Source organism: Sphingomonas daechungensis, from assembly GCF_014489495.1.
Classification (GTDB): domain Bacteria; phylum Pseudomonadota; class Alphaproteobacteria; order Sphingomonadales; family Sphingomonadaceae; genus Sphingomicrobium; species Sphingomicrobium daechungense.
Genome location: NZ_CP060780.1, coordinates 697,584 through 710,634 on the forward strand (window position 1 = coordinate 697,584; position 13,051 = coordinate 710,634).

Consider the following 13,051-nt stretch of genomic DNA (forward strand, 5'->3'; position numbering starts at 1 on the left):
TCGGCCCATAATTCTGCACTCATGATGATTGAACAAATCGAAATAACCTTTCGCCTGATTGCATCATTCTTCGCGCTGTTCATCGAGGCAGCGGCCGTGACTGCAGTCGTGATCGGTGCTGTCGAAGCGCTCTATGCGTCGTTTCGGAACCTGGGGTGGTCGGTTGAGCAATCGTCGGGCGACAGGGGCATCTGGGTCCGGTTTGCAAGCTGGATCCTGCTCTCGCTGGAATTCGCGCTGGGCGCCGACATCATTCGGACAGCGATCGCTCCGACGTGGGACGAGATCGGCAAGCTGGCGGCGATCGCGGGCATTCGAACGGCTCTGAATTTCTTCCTCGGCCGCGACGTCGAGCAGGCCGAGAGATTCCGGGCGGAAAAGCGGAAGGACGCCTGAGCGGAATCCGCCCATGTCGCAATTGATCTCGCTCGATCCCTTGATGCACGCGCTGCCATTGTGGGCTGTCGGGCTCGTCCTGATTGCCGCTGCCTTGTTGGCAGTGGAGGTGGGAGCATGGTGGGGCAAGTTCCTGCTCGACAAGACCCTGGCCGAAAAGCGATTGATCGGCAGCGACACCCAGGGCTTCATCATCGGATCCGTTTTCGGATTGCTCGCTCTGCTGATCGGCCTGACCTTCTCCCTGGCGCTCGACCGTTATGACGAGCGGCGCAATTGGGTCGCTGAAGAGGCCAATGCGATCAGCACCGCCTATCTTCGGGCAAGCCTCTTCGATGAGCCCTATAAGACTGAGTTGAAGTCGACGCTCCGCGAATATGCGCACTCACGCATCGTCCCGAGAATATCACTCCTGAGACAAGGGAAAGGCTAGGCGCGAAGAGCGAAGCTCTCCGTGACCGGCTGTGGGGCGCGACCGAGAAAGCAGTTTACCCGGTCCGAGCGACCGAGCTCGGCTCCTATTTCGTCGAGGCCGTCAACCAAATGCTGGATGTCGGCACGTCGCGCGCCCTCGCCTCCCGCGCACACATTCCCGGCGCCATTCTCGGGGCGCTGTACCTCTTTCTCGTGGTGTCGTCGGCACTGCTCGGATCGATGCTCGCAAAGGACGGAACCCGTCAGCGTTACGCCTCGACAATCCTGGTAATCCTGTTCGTCCTCGGCATCGTGATGATTATCGACCTCGATCGCCCGCGCGCAGGGTCGATCCTGGTCAGCCAGCGCGGGCTGGAGGAGCTAGCTGCTGCGATGGATCGGGATGCGAAGGCCCCCGACAATCGACTGCCGTGACCCGCGTGCAGCGTCAGCGGGTTCAATGAAGGAAGAGCGGGACGTTCCCGCTCGTCGCTTCTCAATCAAAACTTGTACGAAAATCCAAGCAGCGGCCCATTCATGTTGACGTCGAAGTCCAGCCGCTGACTTTCGTGGTGAATCTGCATGTGGCGGTAGCCAGCGATTGCGGTCCAACGGCGGCTGATGTCATACTGGATGGTCGCAAGAGCCTGCCATTTCACATCCGTGTTGTGGAGGAGGCCGCCAACGTCCCCATAAACACCCAGTCCCCATTTCTCTCCGAGCGGCACATGAAGGCGGGCGCCGATCAACGGCGAAACGTTGGATGGCGACGTGCCGTATGAAAAGGTCTGGTTTGGTCCGGTCAGCTTCATATCGACATTGAGGCCGATGATTCGACCGCCAACGAGCACGTCGAGGAACAACGGGCCCTGGTCGACAACCCGGACGCCAATCGATGCCGTGGCGATCGTGGTCTTCGCATCGACCCGCCCGGACAGGAAGGCCTGGTTGAGAATGTTTTCCGCCTTCGCCGTCATGCTGAGGTACATGAGGTCACCCCGCATGACGAAGCGCTTCCGGCGGGCATCCACCGCGCCCATGAACGCGAAGTTGAGGTTGCTGAGCATGTCCGCGAACGACTTGTCGATCTCGACGCCCTGACCGAATTTCGGAACTCCGACATTGCCCGCCGTGCCCGCCAGCCAAAGATAAGGGGTGAACGAAGCTTCCCAATTGCTGGACGAGCCGTCCACGTCTGGCGCATCCACTGCCGCCGCTGGCTCTGGGTCGGGGCCTGCGTACCCGTCTGAGTTTCGTCGACGGCCAAGGCGGTATCTAGAGCGGGAACCGTTGTTTCAGGCGCCGCTTCGGCAGCGTCCGTCGTCGCCGCGGCCGCACCAGTCGCTCCGAAGCAGCCCGCAGCCATCATCAAACCAATTGCAAACCCGCGCTTCATGGCGCCCTCCCGATCAAGATAACTTTGTTCTGAAATTATGAGATGCGTGCGCAGCGAATCATCGGGGGAAACCCGAGGACGGCACAAGAAGTTGTGAGTGGTCATCCAGCGAGCGCCGTCCCGGCGGCGGCTTCGCGACCCTTGGCCCACCGCTGATAGACGGCGGCGACGATTAGATTGATGACCAGAAACAGGAAGACAGCCGTCACCGACCTTCGGTCCAGACCGTTGGAATTGATCACCCAGAGAGCAATACCCGGATGACGGACGATGGCTGCTGAAGCCAACAGGAACCTGCCCTCCGGCTTCGGGCCGCCAAGCAAGTGACCCGCCGCTGCCGCGACCAGAGTGATTGCGACCATCGCGAATATCGTGCCGTCACCCGCCAGCTGCACCATGCTTCCCGCCTGCATGAACAGGATCGGCAGGGCCAATGCGAACAGCACGATGTAGGCGCCGACCGCCAGCGGCTTTGCGACCCGCTCGGCGAGCGCCGGAAGCAAAGTCCCGATGGTTACACCGATCGCCATTGGCAGGATCAACAGCAGGACCGAGATCTGCGCCACGCCCTGAATCGGTGCGGAAACCTCAAGCCCGATCAGCTTGCTCGTCAAGGCGACCGTGACCGGCACGAACAGAATGGCCAGGAGCGTGATTAGCGCAAAGTGCGCTTCCACGCTGGAGGCGTTATCGGCCGCACGGACCAACTTCAGGGAAATCGGCGGCGCCAATGGAGACGCAGCCATCACCATGATGGCGATTTTGACCATCGGATCGATGGGCAGGATCAAGCACATGATCAGCCCGGCTAAAGGAACCGCGAGGTTCACTGCGAGCACGGCGCGAGGCAGCCATACAGGCTTCAAAATGGCTTCGATCACCGATCGCCAATTCGCCTGCATCGCGCCACAAGCGACCAAAGTCATGATCGCGAGTTTCAGTCCCCATAGGAGTAGCGGGGGAGCACCCATGTCCTGGTTCCTCTTAGCTCAGAAGGGACCGATGCTGGCGGCGACCCTGAGGAGCGCCAGCAGGCCGGTCACGAGCAGCAGGATGGCGATGACCATCGCGCCATTGACGCTGTTGTCCTCCACGCTCCTGATCAGGCCTCGCTCTACGAGCTGCTCCCTGCGTAGCCGGCGGACACGCGTCTGCGAACGGTGGCTGAGAATGGCCAGGACAAGCAGGATGACGCCAAGCGAAATGAGCGTGAGCCCGAACCGCTGTGGTGCACCGGCCGGGATCGACCCGTTCACGAAACGGTCGTTCAGCGTGTGAAGGAACTGGAAGATCGTGAAGCCGAAGCCGATCAACGCGAACGAAGTGCGTACCCCAGCCATAAGCGTTCTGTCGCTCGCGAGCGCGGTTCGGTCGAACGACATGGCAGTCCGCTGTGCTGCGAGTTCGGTCCCGTTGTCACCGCCAATCAGGCTTTCCAACGGCTTGGGCGTATGTGCCAAGTGGTTTCCCCCGTGTTCATTGAGCGGGGATACGTGGGCTGACTCCGGGCCACTATCGGGATAGCCCTGACTTTTCGGTGGCACGACTGCATCGCGCAGACTCGATCGAATTTCAGGACCGGAATTCGCGAAGGCACGGGATTATCCTGATACAAGCCTGACGGTTTGAGGCGCTAAGCCGGTCGCAGTGCAGCATGTCGCATCGTGCTTGGGAGGGTCGAGGATCGCATCACTATGACGAGTCCCGTACGCCGAATCATCATCATCGACGATCACGACGCTGTGAGACGCGGAGTTCGGGCTGTCCTCGATTCGCGTCCGCATTTTGAGATCGTCGGCGAATCGGGCAATGGCCGCGAGGGCCTTGAGCTTGCGATCGAGACGAAGCCCGACATCGCGATCATCGATTACTCACTGCCGGCGCTCAATGGGCTGGATCTCGCGCATGAGCTCAAGAAGAACGTGCCGCGGATCGAAATCCTCCTTTACACAATGCACGACCGGGAAGACGTGATTGCCGAGGTCCTGAGGGCCGGTGTTCGCGGGTTCGTCCTGAAGTCCGACACTGAAAAGCACTTGGTGGCTGCACTCGACGCTCTTTCGGTTCGCAGGCCCTATTTTTCGGGTTCGGTCTCCGAGACGCTGCTTCACAAGTTCCTGGCAATCAAGCCGGACTCCGCGACGAGGAGCCTGACCCATCGCGAACGCGAGGTCGTGCAGCTGATCGCGGAGGGCCGGATCAACAAGGAGATAGCGGGTCTCCTGAACATCAGCATCAAGACGGTTGAAACCCACCGCGCGAGCGCCATGCACAAGCTGAAGCTGCGGACGACAGCCGACCTTGTTCGCTACGCAATCCGGAACCGTCTCGTGCAGGCATGACGAAGGGCGGAAAGCTATGTCGAGAACCCGATGCCCGCATTCACTAAGACGGATCTGTTGCTCGTCGCTGGCGTTTTTCGCCGTGGCGATCGCGTCGCCTGCAGCCGCGGCTGAAACCGATCCCTCCTTCAACCTACGCGCTGGCGTACTCATCGCGAGGGTCCACACCCTGGTGCGGGTAGATCCCAATGCAACCCTCAATTCGCAGGACGTGGTCTTCGAGAGAGACCTTGGGTTCGAGCGCGGCCCCGATATCCTGTTTTTCGAGGGCGAATATCGTTTCGCTCGCCGATGGAAAGTCAGTGCGGAATACCAGCGACTTGACCGCGAAAACAGCAAGACCCTCGACCGTTCGATCCAGATCGGCGACACGACATTCCCATTGAACGCAGCCGTTTCCGGCCGGGTTCGCTCGAACCTGTACAAGGTTCAGTTCGGCTGGTCCGCGGTCAGGAATGACAAGGCCGAAGTTGGCATTTCACTTGGCGCGCACCTGACGAACTTCCTGGTATCGGTCGAAGGTCAGGGCAGCGTCGGCGGCAGCGGGATTCTCGTGCAGCGCGATGAACGGCGAAGCACCTTCGCACCTCTTCCGAACGCCGGACTGTTCGGCAGCGTCAAGGTGGGCCGCGACTTCAAGATTGGCGCGCGAGCAAATTACTTCCAGCTGAAGATCGACGATTTCAAAGGTGGGCTGACCGACGCGGAAGCGAACGTGGAATGGAAAGCCACGCGAAATTTCGGGGTCGGCGTCGGCTATCGCTTCCTGAAGTATCGCCTTGACCTCACCAAGGACAAGTTCGACGGCGCGGTTCGATATCGCTTCCGGGGCCCTGCACTCTACGTGACAGCTGCTTTCTGACTGATTGAACTGCCGCAGTTCCTCTCACCGCCGCGCGGCGTCCGGTGATCGAGCTTCGTTGGCAACATTAGTTAGCCAGAAATTGACCCTACGGAATTGTCCAAATCGAACAAATCGCATTAATTGAGGCGGACTCAAATGCTCCCCGAGGTTATGGAGCGGTCAGCTCGGAAGGAATTTTAGTGAACGTTCCCGCGGGATCGCATGATCCTGACGACGGAAATGGGCCATCGCGGCGCGGCTTGCGAAGCTGACGCAGGGCCAGCTCGATTGCCTGTTGCTTGTCGATCAGCACCTGTCATCGAAAGAGATTGCGGCGGAGCTGAATATCTCTCCGCACACCGTGGACCAGCGCATCCGCATTGCGCTGCAAACGCTTGGGGTGGAGCGGCGCACGCAAGCGGCCCGCATGGTCGCTGGGCATCATGCGCCATATCAGCGTTTGATACATCAATCGCCGCACATTGAGGCACGTCCGGACGCCCGCCAATCCAACGGGGCGGTCAGCAATCAGATTCGGCACGCTGATCGTGCAGGGACGGCCGGGGATGTGGGTCTCAAAACCGAGCAGAGGCCTGAGTCTTCCTGGTCTTCCCTGCCTTTGCCGTTCGCAACGAGGAGTCATCCCCGGAATGAGATGAGCGTCGGGCTTCGGCTGCTCTGGATCTTCCTGATTGCGACTGGTGCGGCCTTTTCGGCCGGCATGTATCTCGCCGGTCTTGAAAGCCTCGCCAGGCTCTTGAGGGGCTAACCGCCAGCCTGCGCTTCGTTCCGATTCAAACAGCTCCGCGGGGTGATGCCGCGTCGGAGAAGGAGTAATCATGCGTAAGCAACAGATTGAAAACGCCGCTCATGAAGTCGCAACCCAGGTCCGTGCGGTTGAAGACACGATCGATGCCGCACTCGCCGAAATCGCCGAGCTGCAAGCGAGGATCATGCGTGCAAATTCCGTTGCTCGCGTCGGCTTCGGCGCGGTGCACCCGGTTCTCGAGGAACTGGCAGCCGCGGTGAACGGCCTCGTCGGAGCACGTGGCTCCGTTGTCGGCTGCCACTCGGCGCTCGCCGAAGCGAAGGGGAAGGTCCCCGGACTTCGCACCGTATCCTTCGGCGACGGCGACCAGTGCCCAGACCAGAAGACCGGCTTTGCCGATCTCCGCATCGTTGCTTGACATGGACGTGCCGGCCCGGTTGCAGGCTGGGCCGGCTGTTTCCTGATGTTGAGTCCATCCACCTACTGGGCGATCCTGATTCTTGTCAGCGTCTTTGCGTTCTGGCGCGGGCGCGCGGACGAGCGGATCGCGGCGGTCCTGTGCATCGCCGCGACCATCGCCACTCACCTCGTATACGTCCGCAAGGGTGCTTACGAGCAGGTCGAGATGGGGATTTTCCTGGTCGATGCCGTGACCTTCGCCGGATTCGCACTGATCGCACTAAGGTCCGAGAGGTTCTGGCCTCTGTGGCTCGCGGGACTGCAACTCACGACCGTAGGCGCGCACGCGATGAAGGCGGTGCAACTCGACCTTATGCCCCAAGCCTACGGGGCGGCCGCGCGCTTCTGGGCGTATCCCATCTTCATGGTCATCGTCCTCGGGACCTGGCGGAGCAGCCGGCGGCGTCGTGCGATCCGGCCGGGGGCGCAAGCAACAGCCTAGGGTTGCACTGCCACGCGGCCGGCCCCATTGCGCGGCCATGTCGCGCCGCAAGAAGTCGCACCAAAGCCACGGATCGGCCAACCGACCCCGCTTCTGGGGTAAGCACGCGGTCGCGGCCGCGCTCGACAATCCCGACCGGAAAATCCTGAAAGCCTGGGCGACGCGTGAAGCCGCCGGCTTCATGCAATTCCCCAAAGATGTGCCGGTCACTCTTGCCGAGGCTCCCGACCTCGGTCGCCTGGTTCCGCACGACGCTCCCCACCAGGGCGTCGTCATCGAGCTTGAGCCGCTGGAGGATGCCTGGCTCGACGATGTGCTGGCGGACGCTCCGGAGCGAGCGGTTCTGCTGGTTCTCGACCAAGTCACGGACCCTCACAATGTCGGCGCAATCCTTCGTTCGGCTGCGGCCTTTGGGGCGATTGGGATCGTCACCCAAGATCGGCATTCACCACCGGAGAGCGGAGCACTGGCCAAGGCCGCATCGGGCGCTCTGGAGCGCGTTCCGTGGGTCCGCGTGGTCAACCTTTCGCGCGCGCTGGAGCAGATCGGCGAAGCGGGGTTCTGGCGGATTGCGCTTGCCGGTGAAGCTGATGCAGACCTGAAGGACGCGCTCGGTCCGCCACGTGTGGCGCTGGTCCTGGGTGCCGAAGGGCCAGGTTTGCGCCACAATACTCGCGAGCATTGCGATGCTGTGGCGCGCCTCCCGATCACTGATTCAATCGAGAGCCTGAACGTTTCCAACGCGGCCGCGGTCGCCCTTTACGCAGCGAGTGTTGCCTGATGGTCCGGACCGCCGACACGCTTCGGGAAAGCATCGACGAACTGTCGAGACGCGAGCCCGCTTTCGCCACGGTCATCGACCGTCATGGTCATCCGGAGCCCCGCAGTAGCCCGCCTGGTGCCGTGACCTTGCTTCGCACTATCGTCGGCCAACAGGTCAGCGTCGCCGCCGCCCGGTCGATGTGGAACAAGCTGGAGGCCGCGTTCGGCTCTCCGCCCGATTTGATGAAGCTTCTCGCCGCGAGCGATGAGGAAATGCGTGCCGCAGGAATGTCGCGGCAGAAAGCGGGATACATCCGCAGCCTCGCCGAACTGGTGCTATCGGGAGACCTCGACCTCGACAATCTCCCGGCCGACGATGAGGAAGCGATTGCCCTCCTGACCCGTATCAAGGGGATCGGCCGCTGGTCTGCGGAAATCTACTTGCTGTTCGCCGAGGGACGCCGGGACGTCTTCCCCGCAGGCGATCTCGCGGTTGTCGTGGAGCTTGGCCGGTTGCTCGGCCTTCCAGAAAAGCCCAGCGAGAAGCAGCTGCGGGAGCTCGCCGAGGGCTGGCGCCCGCATCGCGGGGCTGCCGCCGTTCTGGCTTGGCACAGCTACAATTCTGCGGTCTTGTAGGAACGCGCGACCAAGCGGAGGACAAGATGAACGCAGCCAAGCTTTCCCGTTACGAACCGATTGCCCTCGGGCTTCTGCGGATCATGAGCGGGCTGCTCTTCCTCGAGCACGGGTTGCAGAAGTTCCTGTCCTTTCCGCCTGGCAAGATGGCCGGGTTCGGTTGGACCTTTGCCGGCCCGCCGGCCTATGCCGGGGTCATCGAGCTTATTTGCGGATTCTTGATCACCGTCGGCTGGCTCACCCGCCCCGCCGCGTTTGTCGCGTCAGGCACAATGGCGGTCGCGTACTTCCTCGCGCATGCGCCGCAGGATTTCTTCCCGGTCAACAACATGGGCGACGCGGCGATCCTGTATTGCTTCGTCTTCCTCTACCTGGTGTTCCGCGGACCGGGCGCTCTCAGCATCGAGGGCGACAAGCGGGCGATTGAGGTCAGCTAAGGCTGAGGCGGTCTACTTGCGGACGCGTAGCGTATGCGCACGCGCCGCAAGCCCGCGGAATGTCTTCGCCCCTGGTCGACGCGGAAGGGGCCCATCTTCTCGCCGTTGGTATTGCGGCCAACGAGGAAGCTCGTCGACGTCTGTCCCTGTCCGCCGCTCCAGCGGTAACTGGCATTGAAGCCGACCAGAGGGACGAACAGTGAGCGGCCCTCGACCTCGAAGATTCGGAGCTGGTCGCGCGGCAAGGTGACGAGACTGCGGAAGCTCATGCTCTGGAGGGGAGGAATGGCGACCCCCTCGCCGCTGGCCGACGGGCGCTCGAAGAACTGGCCAATGACCTCGTCCTGATCCGGCCCGGCATTGAACATGGCCGCTTCGACAAGGACGTCGCGAGCTGGCGCGCTGCCGGAATTGTAGATCGTGACCTCGAACTGGATGGAGCCCTTCTCCTCATCGACGATTGCCGCTTCCGGCGAGAAATCGATGTCGAGCCACGGACGAAGACGCGTCGAGACGATTCCCGCTGCCGGCGTCGCGGGTTTGGGCGATGCGGCTGGCACGGGCGGGCGGGGACCGGGTTCGGGCCGAGGCGCTGCGCGTGGCGGCGCGGGCTGAGGGCTCAGTTCGAACGCTGAGCTCTCCGCGCCTGCGAACGCGTAGCGATCGGTCCGATGCCTGCGGAAATACCATAGCGCGGCGCCGGCCGCAGTCAGGAACGCCAGGAACCATGGCCACTTGGACAGCAGGTTGGCTTCCGACGTCGCGAACGGCTCCGCCGCCGGCAAGGAGGCGGTCGAAGGGATCGCGCTCGGGCCGAATGATGCCGGCTGATTATTCGCCGGTGTCGGCGGCGGGAAACTGAAGGCGCTTGTTGAAGGCGCGGAGGGCGTAGCAGGCGCCGAGCCTTCGTTGGATCTGGTTGCAACTGCGGAGGGCGCCGGACGCGGCGCGCTCGTAGCGGGCGTGGCCTGGCCCTGCGTCGCAGGCGCGGCAGCGGTCGCGGTCTGCCGCTCCGCTGGTCGCGGAGGCGCAGTCGCCGGGGCATCGGCCTGACGGGTAACCGTTCCGTTGAGCGAAAAGTCGCGCAGCTGCGCCGGTCCGACGGCGTCGTCGTTGCGAGGCGATGGCGGCGCCAGGACCGGAATCGAGGTGGAGTCCGCCTGATTCTGGGCGTGCGCCGGCGCTCCAAGGCCCACCGCAAGCGCGATGGCCGCCGAACTCAAGCGCAATCCTACCCTCATTCTCACCCGCATATCTGGCTGGAGCCGCCCGCATTCGCTCGCGGCGACTCCGGCGCTTTGACGTCCAATCGCGCGCGATTCAAGCACATGGTGGATGAACCGCAAGCGACTGGCGATGAAAGTGGCGGATTTCCTCGAAACTTAGCGCGCGTCGACGAGTACCAGCTCGGCGTCTTCCTCGGCCTGCACGGTGACCTTGTCGACACCGGTGATTGCGACTCCATCCCGCTTCTCGGCAGGCGTGCCGTTCACCGCCACCTTGGCGCTTGGAACGAGGTAGAGGTGCCGCTCCGGATCGGCGTCATACTCGAGCGTTTCGCCGGCCTTGAGCGTCGCGCCCAGGATCCGCGCATCCGAATTGATGTGCAGAACGCCGTCGTCGTCATGCCCGCTGGCAAGCAGCTGGAACTGGCCCTCGCGGCTTTCCTTCGGAAACGGCATGGCACCCCAGCTCGGTTGCGCGTTCGGCTTGTCCGTCTCGATCCAGATCTGGAAGAGCGTCGTGTCCTCGTCCTCGAGATTATACTCGGCGTGGGTGACGCCCGTTCCGGCGCTCATCACCTGCACGTCGCCGGCTCCCGTCCGGCCTTTGTTGCCCATGGAATCCTGATGGGTGATCGCGCCGGTGCGGACATAGGTGATGATCTCCATGTCGCGATGCGGATGCGGCGGGAAACCCGACTTTGCGGCAATCTTGTCGTCGTTCCACACGCGAATCTTGCCCCAGCCCATGCGGCTCGGATCGTAGTAGTTCGCGAACGAGAAATGGTGGCGGGCATCGAGCCAGCCGTGGTTGGCATGGCCCAGCGAATCAAATTTGCGGATGTCGATCATGGAGTGAAAGTGGCCCCTCCACGAAGTGCTTCAAGTGTCATCGGTGTGCCTTCAGCCCGGCCGCGTAACGACCTGCCTTTTCGGCGTAATGGGCGGCGGATAGCCGCAGCCCCACCTTCTCCTGGTCAGTGAGCGGGCGGATGAGACGCGCTGGCGCACCGACGATCAATCCGCCGTCTACGAAACGCTTCCCTTCGGTGATCAGCGCGTTCGCTCCGACCAGGCACCCCGGGCCGAGGAATGCGCCGTTGAGCACCCTTGCCCCCATCCCGATCAAACAGTCGTCGGAGACGGTGCAGCCATGCAGAATCGCCTGATGACCGACCGTTACGCGGGCGCCGATCGTCAGCGGAGCGCCGGGATCGGAATGCCCGATCGCGCCATCCTGGAAGTTCGTTTCCTCGCCCAAGACGATCGGCGTGTTGTCGGCGCGGATCACGGCCCCGAACCAGACGCTGGCGCGGGCCGAGAGTCGGACGTCGCCGATCAGGTCGGCCGAAGGGGCGGCCCAGGCGCCCTCGCCCAGTTGCGGAGCCAGGCCATCGATTTCGTAGAGCGGCATCAATCTTCCTCGAACGCGCCGACGAAGTCTTCGTCACCAGCAACGCCTTCCAGCTCTTGGTCGAGGCCACGATACTGGACGCCGAAATCGCGCTCGAAGGCTTTGAAATGCTCTTCGCTTTCCCATCGGTCGATCGTCAGCCACCAATCGTCCAAGCGTGACGGCCGGAGCAACACCGTGCCGCGATAGCCGGGTGCCTTCTCGAACAGCTTTGCCCAGTGGCCGGTCCCGGAATAGGCTTGTTCGAACTCCTGTTCCCGGCCGGATGGCGGCCTGAATCTCCAGACGCGTGCATGGGTCATCAGCCGCATTTACACGCGGGCGGCGGTTCAAGTCACCCGCAGCGGGGCTCGGGACGAATGAACACCCGCGACAGCTCTGGGTGGCGGTCGCGAAGCCCGCCTTCGATGCGGCCTATGAGCTTTTCGACGGCCGGGATTGTCAGGTCGTCGTCGAACTCCACGTCCATTGTTGCGATGACCTGGTCCGGCGCCATGTGCGTAGTGAGGATGCGCCTCACGCTCCGGACGCAAGGCTCGCGGTCCGCGGCCTCGCGAATGGCCTTTTGAAGTTCCGGGTCGGCCCGCTCACCGATGAGAAGATTCTTGCTCTCCCTCGCGAGGACGATGGCGACGGCCGCGAGCACGAAACCGATGAGGATCGAGGCCGTGCCGTCGATCCACGGCGCCTCCAGCACCACGGCGAGCGCGGTTCCTACGGCGGCAATGACGATCCCGATGAGCGCAGCGGAATCTTCGAACAGGACCATGAAGATCGTGGGGTCCTTGCTGTTCCTCACGACATGCCAGAACGACCCTTCGCCACGCGTTCGCTGGAAGCCGCGGAAGGCGACGAACCAGGACACGCCTTCAAACACGAACGCCAGGCCGAGGACGACGAAGTTGATCATCGGCTTCGTGATCGCTTCCGGGTGCCGGATGTGGACGACGCCCTCATAGATCGAGATTCCGGCGCCCAACGCAAAGATCATCAGCGCGACGACGAAGCACCAGAAATAGAGCTCGCGCCCGTACCCGAACGGATGGATTTCGTCCGCCTTACGGGTGGAGCGATACTGGCCGTAGAGAAGCAGGACTTCGTTGCCGGTGTCGACCAGCGAGTGGACTGCTTCGCTGAGCATCGCAGAACTGCCCGTGATCGCGGCGGCAATGCCCTTGGTGATCGCGATCAGCAGGTTCCCGACGAGCGCGGCAATGATCGCGGGGCGGGATTCGGGAGCGGCCACGGTCGCTCAACCGCCGCGAAACAGGAAGTTTCCGTTTAGGAATGGTTAGGAATTGCGGGCAGGGTCGGCAGCATGAAGACCAGTCCCTTCATCGTGCTCATGGCAGCGGCCGTTGCGCTCGTGCCGACGCATGCGGATGCAGCCGCCTATGTCGCGACGTCCGCAGGTTTGGACGCGGTCAACGCGCGCATCCTCGTGGCGCACAATGAGGCGCGCGCCGAGGTCGGGGCACCGCCCTCCAATGGGATCCTGGACTTGCCGTTGCAGCGGC

At 62.7% G+C, this 13,051-nt stretch carries 18 protein-coding genes and 1 pseudogene; 11 read left to right on the forward strand and 8 right to left on the reverse strand.

Features of this window, described 5'->3' with window-relative positions:
- Positions 1-21 precede the first annotated feature (21 nt).
- The 3 genes from H9L15_RS03630 (at position 22) to H9L15_RS03640 (ending at position 1,245) form a co-directional block, all read left to right on the forward strand.
- Complete coding sequence (locus tag H9L15_RS03630; protein ID WP_223276476.1) at positions 22-396, forward strand: DUF1622 domain-containing protein; 375 nt, start codon at positions 22-24, stop codon at positions 394-396.
- Between the two features lie 13 nt (positions 397-409).
- Positions 410-829, forward strand: a complete 420-nt coding sequence (locus tag H9L15_RS03635) for a bestrophin-like domain (RefSeq protein ID WP_187715186.1) — start codon at positions 410-412, stop codon at positions 827-829.
- A 110-nt stretch (positions 830-939) separates the two neighbouring features.
- The gene (locus H9L15_RS03640; RefSeq protein WP_187715187.1) at positions 940-1,245 is read left to right on the forward strand and encodes a hypothetical protein; all 306 of its coding nucleotides are present in this window, start codon (positions 940-942) and stop codon (positions 1,243-1,245) included.
- Positions 1,246-1,310: 65 nt separating this feature from the next.
- Here H9L15_RS03640 and H9L15_RS03645 read toward each other — a convergent pair whose 3' ends face one another.
- The 3 genes from H9L15_RS03645 to H9L15_RS03655 form a co-directional block, all read right to left on the reverse strand.
- The gene (locus H9L15_RS03645) at positions 1,311-2,018 is read right to left on the reverse strand and encodes a hypothetical protein (protein ID WP_187715188.1); all 708 of its coding nucleotides are present in this window, start codon (positions 2,016-2,018) and stop codon (positions 1,311-1,313) included.
- Between the two features lie 289 nt (positions 2,019-2,307).
- Entirely contained in the window at positions 2,308-3,177 is an 870-nt protein-coding gene (locus H9L15_RS03650; RefSeq protein ID WP_187715189.1) for a hypothetical protein, read from the reverse strand.
- 18 nt (positions 3,178-3,195) lie between these two features.
- Entirely contained in the window at positions 3,196-3,666 is a 471-nt protein-coding gene (locus tag H9L15_RS03655; protein ID WP_187715190.1) for a YidH family protein, read from the reverse strand.
- A 234-nt stretch (positions 3,667-3,900) separates the two neighbouring features.
- On the opposite strand from H9L15_RS03655, the gene H9L15_RS03660 reads away from it, so the two are divergent.
- From H9L15_RS03660 to H9L15_RS03695, 8 genes and pseudogenes are all read left to right on the forward strand, one after another.
- The gene (locus tag H9L15_RS03660) at positions 3,901-4,548 is read left to right on the forward strand and encodes a response regulator (RefSeq protein ID WP_187715191.1); all 648 of its coding nucleotides are present in this window, start codon (positions 3,901-3,903) and stop codon (positions 4,546-4,548) included.
- 82 nt (positions 4,549-4,630) lie between these two features.
- Entirely contained in the window at positions 4,631-5,410 is a 780-nt protein-coding gene (locus H9L15_RS03665; RefSeq protein ID WP_187715192.1) for an outer membrane beta-barrel protein, read from the forward strand.
- A gap of 277 nt (positions 5,411-5,687) precedes the next feature.
- Positions 5,688-5,765, forward strand: a pseudogene (locus H9L15_RS20125) (helix-turn-helix domain-containing protein); the annotation flags it as partial.
- 466 nt (positions 5,766-6,231) lie between these two features.
- Positions 6,232-6,579: a hypothetical protein gene (locus H9L15_RS03675; RefSeq protein ID WP_187715193.1), complete on the forward strand. Its 348-nt coding sequence runs from the start codon at positions 6,232-6,234 to the stop codon at positions 6,577-6,579.
- Between the two features lie 45 nt (positions 6,580-6,624).
- Positions 6,625-7,062: a hypothetical protein gene (locus H9L15_RS03680; protein WP_187715194.1), complete on the forward strand. Its 438-nt coding sequence runs from the start codon at positions 6,625-6,627 to the stop codon at positions 7,060-7,062.
- Between the two features lie 37 nt (positions 7,063-7,099).
- The gene (gene rlmB, locus H9L15_RS03685) at positions 7,100-7,843 is read left to right on the forward strand and encodes a 23S rRNA (guanosine(2251)-2'-O)-methyltransferase RlmB (protein ID WP_187715195.1); all 744 of its coding nucleotides are present in this window, start codon (positions 7,100-7,102) and stop codon (positions 7,841-7,843) included.
- Entirely contained in the window at positions 7,843-8,460 is a 618-nt protein-coding gene (locus H9L15_RS03690) for a DNA-3-methyladenine glycosylase family protein (protein WP_187715196.1), read from the forward strand. Before rlmB ends, H9L15_RS03690 begins: the two co-directional genes overlap by 1 nt.
- A gap of 26 nt (positions 8,461-8,486) precedes the next feature.
- Positions 8,487-8,897 (forward strand): DoxX family protein, encoded by a 411-nt coding sequence (locus H9L15_RS03695; RefSeq protein ID WP_187715197.1) that lies wholly within the window; start codon positions 8,487-8,489, stop codon positions 8,895-8,897.
- Here the strand turns inward: H9L15_RS03695 and H9L15_RS03700 are convergent.
- The 5 genes from H9L15_RS03700 to H9L15_RS03720 all read right to left on the reverse strand — a co-directional run bounded on the left by H9L15_RS03700 (position 8,894) and on the right by H9L15_RS03720 (position 12,780).
- Entirely contained in the window at positions 8,894-10,120 is a 1,227-nt protein-coding gene (locus H9L15_RS03700) for a hypothetical protein (protein WP_223276478.1), read from the reverse strand. The two genes, H9L15_RS03695 and H9L15_RS03700, sit on opposite strands and share 4 nt — an antisense overlap.
- Before the next feature lie 159 nt (positions 10,121-10,279).
- The gene (locus H9L15_RS03705; RefSeq protein WP_187715199.1) at positions 10,280-10,972 is read right to left on the reverse strand and encodes a pirin family protein; all 693 of its coding nucleotides are present in this window, start codon (positions 10,970-10,972) and stop codon (positions 10,280-10,282) included.
- 37 nt (positions 10,973-11,009) lie between these two features.
- Positions 11,010-11,534, reverse strand: coding sequence for a gamma carbonic anhydrase family protein (locus H9L15_RS03710; protein WP_187715200.1), 525 nt, complete (start codon positions 11,532-11,534; stop codon positions 11,010-11,012).
- Complete coding sequence (locus H9L15_RS03715) at positions 11,534-11,836, reverse strand: antibiotic biosynthesis monooxygenase family protein (protein ID WP_187715201.1); 303 nt, start codon at positions 11,834-11,836, stop codon at positions 11,534-11,536. The genes H9L15_RS03710 and H9L15_RS03715 overlap by 1 nt, the downstream gene beginning before the upstream one ends.
- 32 nt (positions 11,837-11,868) lie before the next feature.
- Positions 11,869-12,780, reverse strand: coding sequence for a cation diffusion facilitator family transporter (locus H9L15_RS03720; RefSeq protein WP_187715202.1), 912 nt, complete (start codon positions 12,778-12,780; stop codon positions 11,869-11,871).
- Positions 12,781-13,051: the final 271 nt, after the last annotated feature.